14 protein-coding genes and 1 tRNA gene are annotated in these 21,202 nt (G+C 56.6%); 10 read left to right on the top strand and 5 right to left on the bottom strand.

What is annotated here, in order from left to right:
* Positions 1–17 precede the first annotated feature (17 nt).
* Positions 18–845 (top strand): substrate-binding periplasmic protein, encoded by an 828-nt coding sequence (locus MTP41_RS00965; RefSeq protein ID WP_249235983.1) that lies wholly within the window; start codon positions 18–20, stop codon positions 843–845.
* Entirely contained in the window at positions 835–3,411 is a 2,577-nt protein-coding gene (locus MTP41_RS00960) for a hybrid sensor histidine kinase/response regulator (RefSeq protein ID WP_249235982.1), read from the top strand. Before MTP41_RS00965 ends, MTP41_RS00960 begins: the two co-directional genes overlap by 11 nt.
* Positions 3,412–3,522: 111 nt before the next feature.
* On the opposite strand, the gene MTP41_RS00955 is transcribed toward MTP41_RS00960, so the two are convergent.
* The 5 genes from MTP41_RS00955 to MTP41_RS00935 form a co-directional block, all read right to left on the bottom strand.
* Positions 3,523–6,471, bottom strand: coding sequence for a hybrid sensor histidine kinase/response regulator (locus MTP41_RS00955; RefSeq protein ID WP_249235981.1), 2,949 nt, complete (start codon positions 6,469–6,471; stop codon positions 3,523–3,525).
* A gap of 5 nt (positions 6,472–6,476) precedes the next feature.
* Complete coding sequence (locus MTP41_RS00950) at positions 6,477–8,342, bottom strand: ABC transporter substrate-binding protein (RefSeq protein ID WP_249235980.1); 1,866 nt, start codon at positions 8,340–8,342, stop codon at positions 6,477–6,479.
* Between the two features lie 568 nt (positions 8,343–8,910).
* Positions 8,911–8,986 (bottom strand) — tRNA-Thr (locus MTP41_RS00945).
* A 165-nt stretch (positions 8,987–9,151) separates the two neighbouring features.
* Positions 9,152–9,391, bottom strand: a complete 240-nt coding sequence (locus MTP41_RS00940; protein WP_005941717.1) for a GlsB/YeaQ/YmgE family stress response membrane protein — start codon at positions 9,389–9,391, stop codon at positions 9,152–9,154.
* 20 nt (positions 9,392–9,411) lie between these two features.
* The gene (locus MTP41_RS00935) at positions 9,412–10,101 is read right to left on the bottom strand and encodes an endonuclease III domain-containing protein (RefSeq protein ID WP_044953658.1); all 690 of its coding nucleotides are present in this window, start codon (positions 10,099–10,101) and stop codon (positions 9,412–9,414) included.
* A 182-nt stretch (positions 10,102–10,283) separates the two neighbouring features.
* Between MTP41_RS00935 and MTP41_RS00930 the strand changes: the two genes are divergently transcribed.
* From MTP41_RS00930 to MTP41_RS00895, 8 genes are all read left to right on the top strand, one after another.
* Positions 10,284–11,558 carry a replication-associated recombination protein A gene (locus tag MTP41_RS00930; RefSeq protein WP_249235979.1) on the top strand — a complete coding sequence of 425 codons (1,275 nt, stop codon included), beginning with the start codon at positions 10,284–10,286 and terminating at the stop codon, positions 11,556–11,558.
* Between the two features lie 39 nt (positions 11,559–11,597).
* Positions 11,598–11,990, top strand: a complete 393-nt coding sequence (locus MTP41_RS00925; protein ID WP_097777727.1) for a Fur family transcriptional regulator — start codon at positions 11,598–11,600, stop codon at positions 11,988–11,990.
* A gap of 134 nt (positions 11,991–12,124) precedes the next feature.
* Positions 12,125–13,504 carry a tRNA (N6-isopentenyl adenosine(37)-C2)-methylthiotransferase MiaB gene (gene miaB / locus MTP41_RS00920; protein WP_249235978.1) on the top strand — a complete coding sequence of 460 codons (1,380 nt, stop codon included), beginning with the start codon at positions 12,125–12,127 and terminating at the stop codon, positions 13,502–13,504.
* 52 nt (positions 13,505–13,556) lie between these two features.
* Positions 13,557–13,964, top strand: coding sequence for a YlbF family regulator (locus MTP41_RS00915; RefSeq protein WP_097775655.1), 408 nt, complete (start codon positions 13,557–13,559; stop codon positions 13,962–13,964).
* Positions 13,965–14,076: 112 nt separating this feature from the next.
* Positions 14,077–16,692, top strand: a complete 2,616-nt coding sequence (gene mutS, locus MTP41_RS00910) for a DNA mismatch repair protein MutS (protein ID WP_249235977.1) — start codon at positions 14,077–14,079, stop codon at positions 16,690–16,692.
* A 43-nt stretch (positions 16,693–16,735) separates the two neighbouring features.
* Positions 16,736–18,874 (top strand): DNA mismatch repair endonuclease MutL, encoded by a 2,139-nt coding sequence (gene mutL / locus MTP41_RS00905; RefSeq protein ID WP_249235976.1) that lies wholly within the window; start codon positions 16,736–16,738, stop codon positions 18,872–18,874.
* A 7-nt stretch (positions 18,875–18,881) separates the two neighbouring features.
* The gene (gene miaA / locus MTP41_RS00900) at positions 18,882–19,802 is read left to right on the top strand and encodes a tRNA (adenosine(37)-N6)-dimethylallyltransferase MiaA (RefSeq protein WP_097777813.1); all 921 of its coding nucleotides are present in this window, start codon (positions 18,882–18,884) and stop codon (positions 19,800–19,802) included.
* A gap of 5 nt (positions 19,803–19,807) precedes the next feature.
* Positions 19,808–21,121 (top strand): HlyD family efflux transporter periplasmic adaptor subunit, encoded by a 1,314-nt coding sequence (locus MTP41_RS00895; protein ID WP_243089035.1) that lies wholly within the window; start codon positions 19,808–19,810, stop codon positions 21,119–21,121.
* Positions 21,122–21,202 lie beyond the last annotated feature (81 nt).

Raw genomic sequence — 21,202 nt, 5'->3', positions numbered from 1 at the left:
GAGTATAAAAAGCCCGAATGAAACACAGAATCTCACGCCGTGCATTCCTGAACGGATGCACGCTGCTGGCGGCAGCTGCTGCCGTAAGCAGTCTGACTTCCTGCGGAGAAAAGGAAGCGAAAGACAGCGGTCTTGCACAAATCGTTGTGGGAAGTGACACCTATCCACCTTATATCTATCTGAACAATGACGGTGTTCCCACCGGGATCGATGTGGAGATCGCCACCGAGGCGTTCCGCCGCATGGGGTATGCTCCCCGGTTTGAAACGATCGATTGGGAACAAAAAACAAATCTTGTGGAAAGCGGCGCCATCGACTGCATCTGGGGCTGCTTTTCCATGGATGGACGCGAAGAGGTATACCGCTGGGCGGGGCCTTACATGGTGAGCCGTCAGGTGGTTGCGGTGGATGCCGACAGCAGCATCCGATTCCTCAGCGACCTTACCGGCAAGACCATCGCCGTGCAGAGCACCGGCAAGCCGGAGGAGATCTTTCTCAGCGGCTCCGACCCGCGCATCCCGCAGACGGTGGAGGTGCTCAGCATCGAAAACCGCAGCGTGCAGTATGCAATGCTGGCCTGCGGCTATGTGGATGCCATCGCCGCCCATGAGATGGCCATCCTGCAATACATGAAGGACAATGATGTGGAGTTCCGCATTTTGGAGGAACCGCTGCTGGTCACCGGGCTGGGCGTCGCCTTTGCCAAGAACGACACCCGCGGGCTGGACAGCCAGCTGACCGATACCCTTGCGCAGATGCGCGCGGATGGCACGCTGGAGCGGATCGTTGGCCGATACCTTGAAAATGCTTCGCAGTATCTGGAGGTGGACACCGTTGGCGCGTAAAAACAGAACCACCCCGGATAAAAGGATATGGACAGCCTATCTGATCATCGGCGTGCTCTTGATGGCCGGTGTTGCTTTTTTCTCCAGCTGGCGGGCAATGCGCACAGCAGAGGAACGCTTTTGCCAGACCCTTGAGTTTGTCAAATCCCAGTCCACCAGCTTTGAAAAGCACAACGATACCATCACGGCAAAGGCACTCCGCCGCACGGCGGTCGCAGTCCATCAGCTGGCAGAGGACACTGCCCTCGATCTCTCCGACCCACAGTGCCTGAACAGGCAGGCAGAAAAGCTCTGGCTCACCGGCGTTTCGGTTCTGGGACCGGATGGCACGCTCCGGTGCGAGTCCACGACCAACGGCATCGGCTATGACCGGTTTGGCGACCGGCTGAAAAATGACGCTGTTCTGGACGTTTTATCTTACCCGCGAAAGACCTATGTGAAGCGCGTCCTGCTGGAAGATGGCTCTGCTGTGGATGTTGCGGCGCACCGGGCAGAAAGCACAGAGCTGCTCCTGCTTGCCTACCGGTACACCCCGGCGGAATTTGTGGAGGAAACGGCGCTGTCCATCCAGAGCATACTGGATGGCTACCCGGCAGAAACCAGCGGCACGCTGTTCATCGTGCAGAACAATCAGGTCGTTGCCGCAAACCGCCCGGAGCTGATTGGGCAGGATGTTGCAGGCAGTCCGCTGGCGCAGGGAATTCGCAAAGCCGGGGCCGCAGAGAAGCTGACCCATACCCGGGACTGGAACGGCTCCGGCTGCTATTTCGGGATGTTCTGCCATGGCAGATCCTTCGATCTCTATGCGTACACGGATGAAAAAATAATCTTCCGGGAGTCGCTTTTGCTGATCCTGACGGTTCTGGTCGGCTACATCCTGCTTGTAATGATCCTTCAGCTGCTGCGCCGCCGCTCCGTGCAGGAGATGGAGCTGCAGAAAAAAGAGCAGGAGAGGAAGTACCAGACCCAGCTGGAGGAACAGAACCGCAAGCTGGAGATCGCGCTTCAGCACGAGGGGGCGGCAAACCGCGCCAAACGGGAGTTCCTGTTCAATATGAGCCACGATATCCGCACCCCCATGAACGCCATCATCGGCTTCACCTCGCTGGCTGCGACCCATATCGACAATAGGGAACAGGTGCTGGACTACCTCAAAAAGATCTCCACCTCCAGCCAGCATCTGCTTTCCCTCATCAATGATGTGCTGGATATGAGCCGCATCGAGAGCGGAAAGGTAAAGATCGAGGAAAAAGCGGTGCATCTGCCGGACCTCGTCCACGATGTGCGCTCCATCATTCAGCCCAATGTTTCGGCAAAGCGGCTGTCGCTTTTTATTGATACCATGGATGTGGAGAACGAGGATATCATCACCGACCCGCTGCGGCTGAACCAGATCCTGCTGAACATTTTGTCCAATGCCATCAAGTTCACTCCCACAGGCGGCATGATCAGCATTCGCATTGCTGAGAAAAACGGTGCGCCTGCGGGCCGGGCCTGCTATGAGTTCCGCATCAAGGACAACGGCATCGGCATGAGCGAGGAATTCCAGAAGCACATCTTTGAGGAGTTCACCCGTGAGGAAAACTCCACCGTCAGCGGCATTCAGGGCACCGGCCTCGGCATGTCCATCACCAAGAACATTGTGGACCTGATGGGCGGCACCATCGCCATTGAGAGCGAGCCAGGCAAGGGCAGCGAGTTCATCGTGAATCTCTGCTTTGCGCTCAGCGGACAAAAGGTGGAGCTCAGGCAGCTCCCGCAGCTGGAAGGGCTGCGGGCACTGGTGGCGGACGACGATACCGACACCTGCCTGAGCGTCAGCACCATGCTGTCCAAGATCGGGATGCGGCCGGAGTGGACGATCTCCGGCAGGGAAGCGGTGATCCGCACCCGGTATGCCATGGAGCAGGGGGATGAATTCAGCGTTTACATCATCGACTGGCTGATCCCCGATATGAACGGCATCGAGATCGTGCGGCAGATCCGCAAGGTGATTGGGAAAAGCTGCCCCATCATCATCCTGACCGCCTACGACTGGGCCGATATTGAAGAGGAAGCTCGCGCTGCCGGTGTTACCGCCTTCTGCGAAAAGCCGCTGTTCCTCTCGGAGCTGCGCAGAGTGCTGGCAGAGCCGTTCGGTGCAGAGCCTGACTGCAGGCCGGTGCAGCGGAACGCGGAGGCCTTCAAAGGGAAAAAGATCCTGCTGGTGGAGGACAACGAGCTGAACCGTGAGATCGCAGTGGAGATCCTGAAGGAAGCGGGCTTTGAGGTGGAATCTGCCGAGGATGGCGAGATCGCCGTCCGGAAGATGAAGCAGGCGGCAGACGGACAGTATGACCTGATCCTCATGGACATCCAGATGCCCAACATGGACGGCTACGAGGCAACGCGGCAGATTCGTGCGCTGCCGGATGCCGCAAAGGCTGGCATCCCCATCTTTGCAATGACGGCAAATGCCTTTGAGGAAGACCGTCAGAACGCACTGCAGGCCGGTATGAACGGCCATATTGCAAAGCCGCTGGATATTCCGCACCTGCTGCAGGTCCTTGCAGATGTACTGAAATAAACAGCACCCAAAAGCAAAAGCACCCACAGCAAACGCCACAGAGGTTTTGAATCTCCGGTGAGCAAATTGCTGCGGGTGCTTTATTTTTTTTTATGCCTGACAGGCGGCTTGTTACAAAATTTTGCGCAGCTCCTGCACAAGGTCGCCGATCACGATGGGTTTGGACAAAAAGCCGGTCATGCCGCTTTCCAAGGCATTGCGGCGGTCTTCATCGAATGCGTTGGCAGTCATGGCAAGGATCGGGATCTTTGCCAGTGCAGGGTCATCCAGTGCGCGGATCTGCCGGGTGGCGGTATAGCCGTCCATCACCGGCATCTGCACATCCATCAGCACCAGATCATAGCTGCCCGGTGCGGCAGTGCTTACCTTTTCCACCGCCACGGCACCGTTTTCCGCCGTATCGACCCGGAAGCCGTACTCGCACAGGATCTCCTGCGCGATCTCACGGTTCAGCTCGTTGTCCTCTACCAGCAGGATGTGCCTGCCCTTGAAGTTGGTGTTCTTTTCCGGCAGAAGCTCCTGCGCCGCATCCGTCTGTGTCTGTCCGATGGCGTTCATCAGGGTCTCGCGCAGGTCGGATATGAACATGGGCTTGGAGCAGAAGGCGGTCACACCGGCAGCCTTTGCCTCCACCTCAATGTCGGACCAGTCGTAGGCGGTCAGGATAATGATGGGCGTATCATCGTTCAGGCTGCGGATCTGGCGGGTGACCTCGATGCCGTTCATGTCCGGCAAGCGCCAGTCGATGATATAGGCATGGTAAGCATCGCTCATCTCGATGGACTGCCGTGCACGCAGCACCGCTTCCTTGCCGGAAAGGGTCCACTCGGCACGCATTCCCACCTTGACCAGCATCTTTGTCACGCTGTCGCAGGTGTTGAAATCGTCATCAACCACCAGTGCCTTCAGGCCTTCCAGTTCGGTGATCTTTTCCACCGGACGGTGCTCGGCCTGCGCACGCATCGGCACACGAATGATAAACTCGCTGCCCTTGCCCTGCGCCGTCTGCACCTCGATGGTGCCGCCCATCATATCCACGATGTTTTTGGTAATAGCCATGCCAAGGCCGGTGCCCTGGATCCGGCTTACCGTGGAGGTGCGCTCCCGCTCAAACGGCTCAAAGATCTTTTTGGCGAACTCCTGGCTCATGCCGATGCCGTTGTCCTTGACGCGGAACTCGTACTGCCCGCAGCCGCGCACCGCTCCGGCAAGCTGCCGCACCCGCACCGAGACCGTGCCGCCCGCCGGGGTGAACTTGATGGCGTTGGACAGCAGGTTCAGCAGTACCTGATTCAGCCGGGTCTTATCGCAGTAGACGTCCTCATCGGTCACATCCATGGCATCCATATAAAGCTCCAGCTGCTTTGCGTAGATCTGCCCGCTGACGATGGTTTTCAGGTCGTGCAGCACATCCGAAAGGTTGACTTCCACTTCTTCCAGATGGATCTTTCCGCTTTCGATACGGCTCATATCCAGCACATCGTTGATGAGGGAAAGCAGATGATTGCTGGAAGCGAGGGTCTTGGCAAGATAATCCTTCACCCGGTCTTTATCGTCAATGTTGCTGAGTGCCAGCGTGGTAAAGCCGATGATGGCGTTCATGGGGGTGCGGATGTCGTGGGACATATTGGAAAGGAAGGTGCTCTTGGCGCGGTTGGCCGTTTCGGCAGCTGCAACGGCATCCGAAAGCGCCTGGTTTATCTGTTTGTCGGCGGTGCGGTCGGACATGACAAGGATATATTTTGTCCTGCCTGCCACATCGCTGCCCATGGCAACGATGTGGAACCAGCGCAGCTCTTTTGTCTCCTGATGCATATACGCCGCATCCCACTCGCGCTGTTCCCCGCGGTGAAGCCTCTCCAGAAAGTTCTTGTCACGGTCCGGGTCGTCTTTCGGGTGCAGGTTCGCCAGAACATGGACATCCTGCCGCACTTCTTTCCACGGGATGCCCAGCAGCCGTTCGACGTTGGGGCTGACATAATCCACCTTGGAGGTTTTTGCGTCCAGCATCAGGAAAACGTCGTCCACGTTCAGCGAAAGCTTTTGGAACAGCTCATCCCGGTACAGGATCTCAGTGTCCTTCCGGCGCAGGGTCGTATGGCTTCTGCGCAGGATCAGCAGGATGATCAGCACAGCAAGGCCAAAGGCGATGCTCGCCACGATCTGCACCGTGTGGAACCACAGCTTATCCAGACTGGCATTGACGATGCTGACCGGCACAAGCCCCACCATCGTCCAGTTCTGGACCGCGGTATTCTCGTAGACCAGATAATAACTGATGTCGCCAAGTTTGACCCTCAGGTTTCCGCTGCGGCCCTGCGCAAAATCATCCGAAAGGGCAAGAATCTGTTCCTCAGAAAGGTCGGAATGGTCGCGCAGCATCGCAATGAAGTTGTAAATGATTTCCTTGCGGTTTACGGAATTGTCGATGACCACCCGCCCATCCGGGTAGATCACATAGTTGCTGGCATTGCCCTGAAAAGCAGAGTTGTCCAGCAATCGCAGCACAGCATCATTATAATAGGTGATGGCAACAGCATCGTAGGCAAAGCCCCGGTAGCTGCCCTGCGTTTCGGGGCAGATGAACGCAAGCATCGGGGCTTTGCCGGGCAGCGCCGTATTCACGACGATATCCTCGCCATCGGAGAGCTTTTCGTCCAGATTGGTCTGCAGGCCAAGGTAGCCGGTTTCCCCGGTCACGGTCGTGTAGTTGCCGTCATAGGAAAGAAAGTAGAAGTCAACAAATCCGGTTGCCTGCTGTGCTTCCTCGATATATGCCTGAATTTCATCCTCATTCGAGGTGCTTTTCAGAAAGCCGTTGTACAGATGCAGATAGGTCAGGTTTTTGCGCACCATCTCTTTCAGCATACTATTGGATTTATACAGTACCTCTTCCAGATGCGAGGTGCTTTCCTGATAGATGGTCTGCGACACAAACGAGATGTACCGGACGCTGAAACCGGCTGCCAGAAAGACCAAAAGAAGGATGGCAGCGGCGGCAAGCAGCCACTTGTGCCGGGAATAGCAGCTGCGTTTGGATTCGTGCTTTTCGTCTGCCATCCCGCTCACCTCAGTGTCATGTAGTTTTCAGGCTCTGCAAGCACTGCCTTGCCGCCGGAAACGTAATCTGTCCATGTGGATTTTACCCACGCATCTTCGCCCGCAGACGTGCCGCTATCGCTCGCGAGCAGCGCTTCCATCTGCTTTTCCGTTGCAAGGCAGGTCACGGTAACGGTGTCGCCATCCCCCAGCGGCTGACCGTTCCGGGTGATGCCGGTCAGGGTATAGCTGCCGTTTGCCTCTTTTACCTCCACGGCAATGCCGCTGACCACCGGCAGAGAGCCGCGGTTGAAGGGCACAAACCCGCCCTCGCAGCCTTCCACAAAGGCGCGGACGGTCTCTTTCAGCTCCGCACCGGTCATGGTGCGCTGGCGGGACATCAGACCGTTCGGCATGATCATGGAAGCTGCCATTTTCTGGTTATAATCCGCCTGCAGCACACTGCCGGTAAAGCTGTTTGCGGTGGCAAGCAGCACATCGGTGCCATACACGCCGCGCAGCGTGTTTGCCATCACGGAGAAGGCAGCGCTGCCGCCGTTTGCGTGGAATACGTTGGAATAGGCCTTCCCGGAGGTCAGCACGGTCTCGTTGTCGGCAGGCTCCTCTTCGGCAAGGAGCTTGGCATTGAAGGCCTGATACGCCTGCGCAGCGGTAAGCTCGCCTGCGATCATTTTGGAGACCACATCCTTGGAAACGGCAAAGAAATCGTTGGAGGCGATGCGGATATACATGTGGTTTTCTTCCACTACGCTGCGCACGTCTTTCAGATACTCGGTCAGGCGCAGGGGGACGTTCTGGCTGTAGCTCAGTACGTCCTGCCCCTCCGAGACGATGCGGTTCTGCGCCTGTTCGGAGAGCATGACGTTCAGCACCTTCATGGCTTTTTCGCGGCGCGCAGTGTCCTGCTCCAGATCCCGGTTCAGGGCAACTTGGAAATAGGGGGTGGTCATGATCCACTGTTCGCCGTTCTGGCTGAAGAAGGGCAAAAAGGTGGTGTCGATGCCCTCATCCTGAAACATCTTCACGCCGGCAGAGCTGCCAAAGTACATGGCAACTTCTCCGTTCCGGAACATCCCGGTCACATCGTCGTAATTCAACGCAAGATCGTCTGCCGTAAGGTGGGTATCCTGAATGAACTGCTCCATCCGCTCAAATGCCCCCGGCCACACGGTGTCGTCCAGACCGACCCGTGCGGTGTTGGCGGGGTCGCTGTAGGCAGTACGCCACTTGCGTCCCGCGGTGGTGGTAAGCTCGGCAGCGGAAAGCCCCTGCAGCGTTTCCATGCAGGTGTAGTCGTAGGCGTAATCGGCGGTAAAGCCGCGGATGCCGATCTTTTCAAAAGCCTGACAGGCCGCTGCAAAGCTTGCGTAATCGGTGGGCAGGGGAATATCGTACTGCTCAAAAAGGCTGCGGTTGACCACAAAGCCGTGGGCATCCGCGCACACCGGCAGCCAGTTCACACTGCCATCCTCGTTTTTGAAGCTGTTGAGGTAGGTGTTGTACACAGCGCCCGCCTCATTGGTCATGGCAAGGTTCATCAGGCTGTCCTTCAACGGTGCCGCATCGTGCAGCGAGAAGCGGCAGCAGGTGATGATATCCGGCAGACCGCCGTTCTGCTGCAAAAACTTGTAAAAATCCAGATCGTTGTTGCCTACGATGAATTCAATGTTCACGTCCGGCAGCTGCGCCTGAACATAGGGCGCATAGTTTTCGTACAGGCTGGTGCTCCACAGATACACCTGAATGGTCTGAGCGTCTTCCAGCTTCTGTGTTCGTTCCGCATCTTTTCCGCTGCATCCGGTGAGCAGGGATAGCCCCATCACCAGTGCCGCAAGCATGGAAAATAGGCGGCGCAATGTTTTTGTTTTCATCCGATCCTTCTCCTCACACTTCTTGGGCAGCCATCGTTTTGCGGCTGGCTGCTTTGGCTTACTGATCATACATCACCGCCCGCAAGAGTGTGCGCTGTAAAACCCACCCACGGAAAGGATGCCGCAATTTTTGCGTCTTTTCTGTTTTGCGCTCTCCCTCTACCGCGAAGGGGCACAGAATGACAGAGATATAAAAATATTTTACCACTCCCATGAAGGATTATCAATAAAATTTCATGGATTGATCCATAAAAACTGTATGGGATTACAATAGATGTGTTACAAAGTGAAAAAGACGAATGAGTCGTTCTGTGGTACAGTTAAATTGCTACACCAAACATCACAGAAACACATCATTGACAAACCTGCATTGTGAACTCAAGGAGCCTGTCCAAAAGAAAGCATAAAAATGCGCATAACGCCCTATGAAATGGTGTTGCGGGGCGTTTTATTTTGTCTTGTTTTGTGGGCGATGTTGCGGTTTATGCTGCGGTTTTGCGAAAACTTGCGAGACTAAATAAAAAAATCCTACGGAATTACGATTTTAAACGTAAATTCGTAGGATTTCTGGAGCTACTGACCTGATTCGAACAGGCGACCTGCTCATTACGAGTGAGCTGCTCTACCAGCTGAGCCACAGTAGCAGATAAAATTTTCTTGCATGTTCTGCAACGAGAAATATTCTATCATACTTCCTGTGCGCTGTCAAGATTTGATTTTGCGGCAGAACAGGTGCAAATCGTCTGTGATGCAAAAATATAACTGCCCTCCGAGAAAAACTCGAAGAGCAGCCTTGCACACAAGAATAATCAGTTGAACAGCTTACGGCCGATCCAGATGCAGATGCAGGCACCCACAACGGAAACGAGGATCTCACCCACGATGCCGGTAGCGCTCAGACCGATCAGGCCGAACACGATACTGCCTACAAAACCGCCCAGAATGCCCAGCACGATATTGCGCACGGTGGAAGTTTCGCTGCCCATAATGCGGCCAGCGATGTAACCAGCCAGAGCGCCGATCAGTAGACTGAAAATAAAACCAAACATAATACTCGACCTCCTGAATTTTAAAGCTCTGCGCTCTGCCCGGCGGTTTCCCGGGCAAAGCGGCAAATATCCTTCAAACAACATTTTTCGCATTCTGGTTTGCGCGCATTGCACACTGCCCGACCATGCATCACAAAGCGGTGGCACAGGTCGCTGCCTTCTTCCGGAGGAACGATCTTCCACAGGGCCATTTCCACCTTCTGCGGTTCCTTGATGCCGTCCACAAGGCCGATCTTGTTGCACAGCCGGATGCAGTGGGTGTCTGTTACGATAGCAGGCTTGCCAAACACATCGCCCATGATAAGGTTTGCGCTCTTGCGGCCTACGCCGGGCAGGGCGAGCAGCTCTTCAAAGGTGGTGGGCACCTGACAACCGTATTTATCGCGCAGCACCCGCATACAGGCGGAGATATCCCGCGCTTTGGAGTGTCCCAACCCGCAGGGCTTGACGATGGCTTCAATGTCTTCGGGTTCCGCAGCAGCCAGCGCAGCAACATTGGGATATTTGGCAAACAGGTCTTCCACCACAATGTTCACGCGGGCATCGGTGCACTGGGCTGCCAGACGCACGCTGACCAGAAGCTGCCAGGCGTGGTCATAATCCAATGTACAGCCGGCATCTGGGTATTCTTTTTTTAACCGGTCGATCACTTCCAGCGCCAGCGCCTTTTTTGCAGTAAGGTCTTCTGGTGCTTTTTTGCGAACAGGCATTTCATCCACTCCCATCAACAAAAGCTGATACGATAATACCATGTTTTGCGTTTTTTGTAAACTGCGGGCAAAAATTATCTGAGAATGATTTTCAGATAAAACCTTGCTCTTACTGCCAAAATGCGATATACTATAAAAAATGCTGGGGGAATCGCGCCTCGGTACGGGAGGAGGGAAACACGATGAACGAACCACTGGCACAGCGTCTGCGGCCCAAAACACTGGCAGATGTCTGCGGTCAGCAGCATCTGCTGGCACCGGGCAGGGTGTTCCGCCGTACCATCGAGAGCGGACGCATCCCGAACATGATCTTCTACGGCCCGTCCGGTACCGGAAAAACGACGGTGGCACGTATCATTGCAGAAAACAGCGGTATGACGCTGCATAAGCTCAATGGCACTTCCTGCGGCACCGGGGACATCAAGGCGGTGCTCAAGGATATCGGCACGCTGGCAGGTGCGGGAGGCATCCTGCTGTATCTGGACGAGATCCAGTACCTGAACAAAAAACAGCAGCAGAGCCTGCTGGAATGCATTGAAGACGGCTCGGTCACGCTCATTGCATCCACCACCGAAAATCCGTACTTCTACATTTATAATGCGCTGCTGTCCCGCTGCATGGTGTTTGAGTTCAAATCGCTTTCGGCGGCAGATGTGGAGCGTGGGGTGCACAATGCACTGAAAAAGCTTTCGGAAGGGGAGAGCACAAAGGTCTGCATGGACGAGGATGCCTGTGCCTACCTTGCCGAGAGCGCAGGCGGCGACCTGCGCAAGGCGCTGGGCTGTCTTGATTTTGCGGTGACGGCAGCTCCCATTGAGGATGGGGAAAAGCACATTACGCTGGAAATGATCCAGCAGGTCACCCGCCGCACTGCCATGCGGTATGACCGGGAGGGCGATGACCACTACGACATCGTGTCAGCCTACCAGAAGTCCATGCGCGGCTCCGACCCGGATGCGGCGCTGCATTATCTGGCCCGTCTGCTGGAAGCAGGAGATCTGCCCTCGGCCTGCCGTCGCCTGATGGTATGTGCCTGCGAGGATGTGGGCCTTGCCTATCCACAGATCATCCCCATTGTGAAGGCGGCAATTGATGCCGCCAACATGGTGGGCCTGCCGGAAGCACGGCTCCCGCTGGCAGATGCCGTCATTCTGGTGGCCACCAGTCCCAAGTCCAACAGTGCCCATGATGCCATCAACGCGGCCATTGCGGATGTGCAGGCGGGCCGTACCGGGCCGATCCCGCGCCAGCTGCAGAACAAGCACTACGACGGTGAGGATGCGCTGGTAAAGGGACAGAATTACAAATATGCCCATGATTACGCCCACCACTGGGTGGAGCAGCAGTACCTGCCAGATGCCATCAAGGACGTGAAATATTACACCTTTGGCGATAACAAAAATGAGCAGGCGGCCCGTGCCTACTGGGCAAAGATCAAGGGCGAAGAGAACGTCTGAACAAGACCTTTTGTATGAGGAGAAAGCAAAGGAGAAGTTATGCGATATTCCAAACAGCGCGAGCTGGTCATGCAGACGGTGCAGAACCTGTGCGACCACCCCACCGCCGAGGAAATTTATGATGCTGCGGTCAAGGAATGCCCGGGCCTGAGCCTTGGCACCGTATACCGTAACCTGAATAGTCTGGTGGATGCGGGCCGGGTGCGCCGGGTGTCCATTCCAGGCAAAGCTGACCGCTTTGACCACACGCTGCCCTGGCACAGCCATCTGTACTGCACCGTGTGCGGCAGCGTGACCGATGCCGAGGTGGACGAAAAGCAGGTAATGAAACTGGTGAAAAACCAGAAGGGCCATGTGCAGGACTGCGCTGTTGTGCTGATCGGCGTATGCGAGGCCTGCTGCGAGAAGCAGGCGCAGGAAAACGCCCACTGAACCATAAAATTTGCACGGAACCTCTTGCCCGGAGCGTATAAACAGGGTATACTATAGAGAAGGCTCTTTTCAGAAAGTGCAAGTAGATTTTCGCCGCACAGGGCACTTCGGTCCGGCGGAGAAGGATGGTTTGATTGGAATACATTAGTTTTGAACATAATAACATTGCCGCTGAGCTGGTAAAGCAGGCCTATGATACGCCGCCGCTGGCCTTTGTGCACAGCTATGGCTGTCAGCAGAACGTGAACGACGGCGAGCGGATCAAGGGCGTGCTGATGGACATCGGCTATGGCCTGTGCGATAAGCCCGAGGATGCAGACCTGATCCTCTTCAACACCTGCGCCGTGCGTGAGCATGCCGAGCAGCGTGTGTTCGGCAACGTAGGTGCCCTGAAGGGACTCAAGGAAAAAAAGCATGATCTCATCATCGGCCTGTGCGGATGCATGGCCAACCAGAAGCACGTGGTAGAAAAGCTGCGCAAGAGTTACCCCTATGTAGACCTTGTGTTTGGCGTGGATGGCATCGACACCCTGCCGCAGCTCATTGCCCAGAAGCTGCAGAAGCATAAGCGTGTGCTGATGGAGCCCGCCCAGCGCCCGGTCATCGTGGAGAATATCCCCATCCGGCGTGAGAGTGAGTTCCGCGCATGGCTGCCCATCATGTACGGCTGCGACAACTTCTGCACCTACTGCATCGTGCCCTATGTGCGCGGCCGCGAAAAGAGCCGCAAGCCCGGAGATATCCTTGCTGAGTTCCGTGGTCTTGTGGAGGCAGGCTATAAGGAGATCACATTGCTGGGACAGAACGTCAACAGCTACGGCAAGGGTCTGGAAGAAAAGGTGGACTTTTCTGATCTGCTCAACCTGCTGTGCACGGTGCCTGGCGATTACCACATCCGCTTTATGACCAGCCACCCCAAGGATGCCAGTCACAAGCTGATCGACACCATTGCCGCCCAGCCGAAGCTGTGCAAGCACCTGCACCTGCCGGTGCAGTGCGGCTCCGATGAACTGCTGAAGAAGATGAACCGCCACTACACCGTGGAACAGTATCTTGAACTCGTTGAATACGCCCGCAAAACGGTGCCCGGCATCACCTTTTCCAGTGACATCATCGTTGGCTTCCCCGGCGAGACCGAAGCGGACTTTGTAAAGACGCTGGAACTGGTGCAGAAGGTGGGCTATATGCAGCTGTTCACCTTTATCTATTCCAAGCGCACCGGCACCAAGGCTGCCGAAATGCCCGATCCCACCCCCCGCAAGGAAAAGACCGACCGCATGACCCGCCTGCTCAAGCTGCAGGACGAGATCGCCATGGCACTGGTCAAGGCGCAGGTGGGCCAAACCGTGAAGGTGCTGGTAGAGGGCTTTGGACGCAGTGAGGGCACCCTCTCCGGCCGTCTGGACAACAACCTGACGGTGGAGTTCACGGCAGACGCTTCCCTGATGGGCAGCTATGCCAACGTACATCTCACGGGCGCACGGGCGACTGTGCTGCTGGGTGAGCTTGCCTGAGTGATTCCGGGGCAGTGCCCCTGAACATATAAATAAGAAGGAGACCATTCAAATGGATTGCATTGATCTTTTCAAGCGCGCAGCCGTTGCGTTGCAGACCGATAGCCGCTACCTCGTTCTGGATCAGACCCGCAAGGCAAACGATAAGGACGAAGAGCTGCAGAACCTGATCGGCGAGTTCAACCTCGCCCGCATGGATCTGAACAACGAGATCGGCAAGAGTGAGCGCAACGATGCCCGCATCGCCGAACTGAACGAAAAGGTGAACAGCCTGTACGGCCAGATCATGGGCAACGAAGGCATGGTGGCTTACAACGAGGCCAAGCGTGACTGCGAGAACCTTGTGAACTATATTGATGCCATCATCAACACTGCCATGAATGGCGGCGACCCCATGACGGTACAGGAGCCTTCTGCTTCCTGCACCGGCAGCTGCTCCACCTGCGGCGGCTGCCACTAAAACCGGCAAAAACAAAACGCGGCTGTGCAAAACAGACCGCGTTTTGTTTGCAAAAGCGGTTACAAGCCGCAAACTTGTGCACAGAACCATAGAACGGGAGAGAGGGTAAACCATGGCAGAGCTGTCGCCCATGATGCAGCAATATCTTGAGATCAAAAAACAACATAAGGACGAAATTCTGTTTTACCGCATCGGCGATTTTTACGAGATGTTCTTTGACGATGCCCTGACGGCATCCAAGGAACTGGACCTGACTCTGACCGGCAAGCAGTGCGGCATGGAAGAGCGAGCGCCCATGTGCGGCGTGCCCTTCCACAGCTACGAGGGCTATGTGGCGCGGCTGATCGCCAAGGGCTACAAAGTAGCCATCTGTGAGCAGGTGGAAGACCCGGCCAAGGCCAAGGGCCTTGTCAAGCGGGACATCATCCGCGTGGTCACACCCGGCACGGTCATTGAGAGCAGTATGCTGCAGGATGACCGCAATAACTACATTGCCAGTATCTTCCTCAAAGGAAAGAAAGCAGGTTTGTGCTTTGCGGATGTCTCTACCGGCACGGCCCATATCACAGAGCTGGATGCAGACAAGATCGCCCCGGCGGTCATTACGGAGCTGTGCCGCTACCATCCCAGCGAAGTGCTGATGAATCCGGGTCTGCTGGACTGCCGCGAGGTGACAGCGTACATCAAAAAGAATATGACTTGTTCGGTGGAGCTGATCGAAGAGGAACGCTATGCACCGGGCCTTGTGGCGGCATCGCTGGAAAACCAGTTTGGCCGCGACTGGGCGCAGACCACCGGCATTGCAGCGGACGGCCTTGTGCGCTTTGCCATGGCGGCACTGCTGGAATATCTGCACGATACCCAGATCAAGGGCGTGGAACGTCTGAAAACGGTCATAACCTATAATAAGGCCCAGTTCATGCGTCTTTCGCCCGTGACCCGCGCCAATCTGGAGCTGACCGAGACGCTGCGCGGCCGCGAAAAGCGGGGCACGCTGCTTTGGGTGCTGGATAAGACCAGTACATCTATGGGCAAGCGTATGCTGCGCAGCTGGATCGAGCAGCCGCTTATTTCCAGTGCACTCATCAACCACCGCCTGAACGCTGTGGAGAGCCTTGTCAAGCAGACCATGGCCCGCGGCGACCTGACCGAAGAGCTGGGTTACATTGCGGATATGGAACGCCTGATGACCCGCACGGTTTACGGCTCTGCCACACCCAAGGAGATCTATACGCTGGCCCAGACCTGCGACCGGCTGCCCGGCCTGCGCAGGCAGGCTGAGGCCTGCGGCTGCCCGGAGCTTGCTGAACTGGCAGTACAGATCGATCCGTTGGAGGACATCAAGGCCCGTATTTATGCGGCGGTGGACCCGGAAGCGCCCTCTACCCTCAAGGATGGCGGTGTCATTGCCAAAGGCTACCATGCCGAGGTGGACGAGCTGCGCTCCATCCGCGACAATACCAAGGGCGTTCTGGCGCAGCTGGAAGCCCGCCTGCGGCAGGAGACCGGCATCCCCAAGCTGAAGATCGGCTATAACCACGTGTTTGGCTACTTCATCGAGGTAAGCAACTCCTATAAGAGCATGGTGCCGGAGACCTACATCCGCAAGCAGACCCTGACTTCCGGCGAACGCTACATCACGCAGGAACTGAAAGAGCTGGAAAGCAAGATCTTAGGTGCCCACGAACGGCTCATCACGCTGGAGCACCGCCTGTTCAGCGAACTGCTGGAAAGCATCAGCGCTCAGCTGGACCGCATCCAGCGCACGGCCAATGCGGTGGCCCAGCTGGATGTGCTCACGGCGCTGGCGCAGGTGGCAGCGGAAAACAACTACTGCCGTCCCATCGTGGACGACAGTGACGAGCTGACCATCACCGAGGGCCGTCACCCTGTGGTGGAGCAGATGCTGAAAGGCAGCCTGTTTGTACCCAATGATACCACCCTGAACTGCGGTGCAGACCGCTGCCTGATCATCACCGGCCCCAACATGGCAGGTAAATCTACGTACATGCGCCAGAATGCACTGATTGCGCTGATGGCGCAGATCGGCTCCTTTGTACCGGCTTCCAGCTGCCATGTGGGTGTGGTGGATGCCATTTTCACTCGCATCGGTGCGTCGGACGATCTGTCTGCCGGTCAGTCCACCTTTATGGTGGAGATGACCGAGGTAGCGGAGATCCTGAAAAATGCCACCGCCAAAAGCCTTGTGGTGCTGGACGAGATCGGCCGCGGCACTTCCACCTTTGACGGTATGAGCATTGCCCGCGCCGTAGTGGAGCACATTGCAGACCCCGCCAAGGGCCTTGGCTGCAAGACTCTGTTTGCCACCCACTACCACGAGCTGACCGAGCTGGAAGGCGGCGTGGACGGCGTAAAAAACTACAATATTGCAGTAAAAAAACGCGGCGAGGACATCACCTTCCTGCGCCGCATCGTGCGCGGCCCGGCGGATGACAGCTACGGCATCGAGGTGGCAAAGCTGGCAGGCCTGCCCGGCAGTGTGACCCGCCGCGCCCATGAGGTGCTGCGCGCGCTGGAAGCAACTGCACCTAAAAATAAAGTAGAGCAGATGGATTTTGATGCCCTGCAGGAGTATAACTCTCCGGCTGTGCCCAGCGAGATGATGGACAAGCTGGAAGCTCTGGATGTGGAAACACTCACCCCCATTGAGGCTTTGAACTTCCTCTACGAGCTGAAAAAGACCCTGAAGGGCAGCCTGAACAGATGAAACTGCTCTACCTGACCCAGACCATACAAGGAGGGAAAACACCATGGCAGTGATCCATGTTCTGGATAAGCACACAGCCGAGCTGATCGCAGCCGGTGAGGTGGTCGAGCGTCCGGCATCCGTTGTTAAGGAGCTGCTGGAAAACTCCATTGATGCCGGTGCCACGCAGGTGACCGTCAGCATTGAATCCGGCGGCGTTAAGCTGATCGAAATCAGCGATAACGGCACCGGCATCGAGGCAGAATATATCTCCACGGCGTTTATCCGCCACGCCACCAGCAAAATTGAAACACCGGACGATCTGACCAACATCCATACGCTTGGCTTCCGCGGTGAAGCACTGGCATCCATTGCCAGCGTGGCCCGTGTAGAGCTGACCACCCGAACCGAGGTGGACGAGTTTGCCACGGTCTACCGCATTGAGGGCGGGGAAGAGGTCTCCCGTGAGCCGGGTGCCAGAGCTGTGGGCACCACCATCCGGGTAAAGGATCTGTTTTACAACACGCCTGCCCGCATGAAGTTCCTCAAAAAGGACTCCTCCGAGGGCACCTTTGTGTCGGATACAGTTACCCATGTAGCGCTCAGCCACCCGGAAGTCAGCGTCAAATTCATCCGTGAGGGCAAGCTGCAGTATGTCACGCCCGGCGACGGCCAGCTGCGCGGTGCAGCCTATGCGGTGCTGGGCCGGGAGTTCAGCCGGGACCTCATTGAGCTGAAAAATCAGGAGGGCGTGTACCGCATCACCGGTCTGGTCACCCCGCCCAAAAGCTGCCGCGCCAGCCGAAGCATGCAGCATTTTTACATCAATGGCCGCTATGTGCGCAACCGCACCATGATGGCCGGTATGGAGATGGCGTTCAAGGGTACCATGATGCAGGGCAAGTTCCCGGGCGGCATTCTGCTGCTGGAAATGCCGGCCGACCTTGTGGATGTCAATGTGCATCCGGCCAAGATCGAAGCCCGCTTTGCCCGCGAAAATGATGTTTTTGATGTGGTGTATCATGCCGTCAAGCTGGCATTGGCTCAGCCCGGCACCGGTGAACGGCTTTTTACTTTTGAAGCAGACAAAGAAGAAAAAGCTGAAAATTTAAAAAAAGACACTGATATAATCAAAAATGATGTAAAGAACAATAACTTTACAGGTCTTTCCGCGATCATTCGGGGGCAGGCAGACCCGGGCGTTCTGCCACAGCAGCACTGGGAACCGGCAAAACCCGCCGCAGCACCGCAGCAGCCTGCCCCGTCTGCTGCAATGCAAATACCGACAGCACCCAGTGTGCCGCGCTGGAAAGGCAGTGCTCAGAACGAGGATATGCTTGATCCGTTCGTGACCCTTCACAGCCCGAAGCTGGAAACGACAAAGGCACCAGAGCCGTTCCGTGCGGCGGCAAGTGAAACACAGCTGGATGTGGAACCGGAATTTGGTGAAACAAAACTGCATTCGCCTCAGGACCATATGGCAGCGTGGAACCCTGCGCAGGAAGCACCAAAGGAAGAACCTGAGAGTGCACCTTATGTAGAAACAGAACCGGATGCGCCGGAAGCGGCAGAACAGGAAACTGTACTGGCCGAGCCGGAGCAGATGAACTTTGATCCGACGGCGGATCAGCCGGAGCCGCTGCGCTATGTGGGCGAGGTGTTCAGAACATATATCCTTGCAGAACGCGGCGACGAGCTGTGCCTGATCGATAAACACGCTGCCCACGAGCGCCAGCTGTACGAAAAACTGGCCGCGAACTATGGCAATGTGCCCAGCCAGATGCTGCTGGAGCCTGCTGCCATCGACCTTGCTGCGGAGGAAAAGCAGGCCCTGCTGGATAACATTCCTCTGCTGGAAAATGCGGGCCTTGAAATCGCGGACTTTGGCGGCAATACCGTGGTGCTGCGCGCGGTGCCCGCAGATGTGGAGCCGCAGAATGCCGAAAGCCTGCTGGTGGAGATCGCAAATAAGCTGCTCAAGGGCGGCCATGATGCGCTGAACGAGCACACCGAGTGGGTGCTGCATTCTATCTCCTGCCGTGCAGCCATCAAGGCGGGGGACAAGTCCTCGCCGCAGGAACTGCTGGCGCTGGCCGAAAAGATCCTTTCCGGCGAGGTGCCGCCGTTCTGCCCGCATGGCCGCCCCTGCGTACTCAAATTGACCCGGAAGGAGCTGGAAAAGCAGTTTGGACGCATCGTATAAACATCCCGTGGTGGCCGTCGTCGGCCCTACCGCAACCGGAAAGACGGCGTTGGGCGTAGAGCTTGCAAAACATTTTTCCGGCGAGGTCATCAGCTGTGATTCCATGCAGATCTATAAAGGTCTGGACATAGGCACGGCAAAGGTGACACCGGAGGAGACCTGCGGTATCCCGCATCACGGCGTGGATATCCTTACGCCGGACAAGGCTTTCAGCGTGGCAGACTTTACCGCCATGGCCGGAAAGCTGGAAGAAGAGATCTCTGCCCGGAAGAAGCTGCCCATCCTTGTGGGCGGCACAGGGCTGTATGTTCAGAGCTTTCTGTATGGGGTGCGCTTTACAGAGGAAAAAGCACCTGCCGGTCTGCGGGAGCAGCTGGCGGCGGAACTGGCTGCAAAAGGCGGTGCTGCCATGTACGAAGAACTGAAGCAGGCCGACCCGGAAGCTGCTGCGGCTATCCACCCGAACAATCAGGTGCGGGTGCTGCGCGCACTCGAACATTATCGTGCCACCGGCAAAAAGCTGAGCGAACAGAAGGCGGAGTCTCTCCCACCGGAGCGGCCCTACCGCAGCCTGATCCTCGGTCTGGATTTCCCAGAGCGCGCGGTACTTTACCGCCGCATTGACCTGCGTGTGGACAAAATGCTGGAAGCGGGCCTTATAAAGGAAGCGGAGCATGTCTGGCAGAACCGGGAAAGCTTCCGCACGGCAGCGCAGGCCATCGGATACAAGGAGTTCTTTCCGTATTTTGAGCAGACGGCTCCACTGGAAGCCTGCACGGAAAAGCTCAAGCAGGCGTCCCGCAACTATGCCAAGCGCCAGCTGACCTGGTTCCGCCATATGGACGGTGTGGTCTGGCTGGATGCCGGTGCACCGGATGCAGTGCAGACTGCCATCCGCAAAACGAGCGAATTTTTAGCGAAAGGATGATCGATATGCCGGATGAGACCCAGAAGGAACGCCATGCGCCGCATGTGCTTACCACTCTGGCAGGCGTGCTGATCGCGTTTCTGCTGCTGGCAGCAATTTATGTGGTGTATCAGGCCGCACATATCCTGTTCCCGCAGAATGTTTATGAGACTGCGCTGCCTGCGGTCATTTCGGATACGGTGGAAGCCGACGGAGTTCTGCTGTTCGACGAAAGCTATGTGGCAGGCAGCGGAAACCTTGGATATCTTGCTGCCGACGGCGAGCGCGTTTCAGCGGGCACCGCAGTGGCAGAGGTGTACAGCAACGCTTCGCAGGCTTCGCTGCGCCTGCAGCTGAACCAGCTGAATGATCAGATCGACCTGCTGCAGAAATCGCAGAACACTTCTGCGCTGCAGCTGGATACCCTTTTAAAAGAACGTTCTTCTGCGCTGTATGACCTGCTGGATACGCTGGACGACAGCGATTATGAAGCGGTGGATGATGATGCCAATGCCTACCTGCTGGCCCAGAACAAGCTCTGGGTGGTAACGGGCGAAGCTGCAAACTTTACCGATCAGATCACTGCGCTGGTCCAGCAGTCCCAGAGCGTGCAGGCGCAGCTGGGCAGCCCGGCGCAGATCACTGCACCGCAGACCGGCTATTTTGTGCGCTCTTCCAGCAGCGGACGGCTCAATGCCAGTGCCGATGATATCCTTGCACTGAATGCACAGGAGCTGCAGGGCTATCTGCAGTCCGACCCAGTGCTGGCACTGGACGGCTGCGCCGGTAAGATCGTGGCAGGGTTCACATGGCGCTATGTGGGTGTGTGCACTGCAAAGCAGGGCGAAAAGCTGCTGGGTCAGAACGGCAAGCCGCTGAGCACAGCGGTGGAGATCAGCTTCCCGGGTCAGGTGGAGAACAGCCTCAAGGCCACCGTCACCGAGGTGGAGATCGATCAGGACAGCGGCCTTGCCCGCTTTGTGCTTGCTTGCAACTCCATCAACGGCGATGTGCTTTGCCTGAACCGGGCTGCAGCACGCATCTCGGTAGGAGAGCGCAGCGGCCTGCGGGTGCCTGCTGCGGCTGTGCACTATTTGAAAGAGGATGGCACCGAGGCACAAACGCAGGGCGAAAACTACATTCCCGGTGTGTACGTGAAACTTGGCAACATTGCCCGCTTCTGCCGGATCGACCCGGTGGACGCAGACCATCCCCTCATCACGGACGGCGATTACATCCTTGTTCTGCCCGAAGGGACCGAGGGCTCGGTCAGCAAGGTGAGGCTATATGACGAAATAATCGTTTCCGGACAAAATTTGTATGATGGAAAGCTTTTGTAGTTATTGACATCTGAGGCAAAAAATCCGATAATAGATAAAGCTATTATTTGCATCTATTTGCAAAGAACGCCAGGCAGCGCC

The sequence above is a fragment of the Faecalibacterium sp. I4-3-84 genome (genome assembly GCF_023347255.1).
GTDB lineage: Bacteria > Bacillota > Clostridia > Oscillospirales > Ruminococcaceae > Faecalibacterium > Faecalibacterium taiwanense.
Note: the sequence above shows the minus strand (reverse complement) of the source record. Positions and strands in the feature narration are given on the sequence as shown.

What these genes read in the sequence shown, in the direction of transcription:
- MTP41_RS00940 (WP_005941717.1), bottom strand. Translation starts at nt 9,391, where the DNA reads ATGTTTGGTTTTATTTTCAGTCTACTGATCGGCGCTCTGGCTGGTTAC.
- MTP41_RS00895 (WP_243089035.1), top strand. Translation starts at nt 19,808, where the DNA reads ATGCCGGATGAGACCCAGAAGGAACGCCATGCGCCGCATGTGCTTACC.
- MTP41_RS00955 (WP_249235981.1), bottom strand. Translation starts at nt 6,471, where the DNA reads ATGGCAGACGAAAAGCACGAATCCAAACGCAGCTGCTATTCCCGGCAC.
- MTP41_RS00965 (WP_249235983.1), top strand. Translation starts at nt 18, where the DNA reads ATGAAACACAGAATCTCACGCCGTGCATTCCTGAACGGATGCACGCTG.
- mutL (WP_249235976.1), top strand. Translation starts at nt 16,736, where the DNA reads ATGGCAGTGATCCATGTTCTGGATAAGCACACAGCCGAGCTGATCGCA.
- MTP41_RS00930 (WP_249235979.1), top strand. Translation starts at nt 10,284, where the DNA reads ATGAACGAACCACTGGCACAGCGTCTGCGGCCCAAAACACTGGCAGAT.
- MTP41_RS00935 (WP_044953658.1), bottom strand. Translation starts at nt 10,101, where the DNA reads ATGCCTGTTCGCAAAAAAGCACCAGAAGACCTTACTGCAAAAAAGGCG.
- MTP41_RS00915 (WP_097775655.1), top strand. Translation starts at nt 13,557, where the DNA reads ATGGATTGCATTGATCTTTTCAAGCGCGCAGCCGTTGCGTTGCAGACC.
- MTP41_RS00950 (WP_249235980.1), bottom strand. Translation starts at nt 8,342, where the DNA reads ATGAAAACAAAAACATTGCGCCGCCTATTTTCCATGCTTGCGGCACTG.
- mutS (WP_249235977.1), top strand. Translation starts at nt 14,077, where the DNA reads ATGGCAGAGCTGTCGCCCATGATGCAGCAATATCTTGAGATCAAAAAA.
- MTP41_RS00925 (WP_097777727.1), top strand. Translation starts at nt 11,598, where the DNA reads ATGCGATATTCCAAACAGCGCGAGCTGGTCATGCAGACGGTGCAGAAC.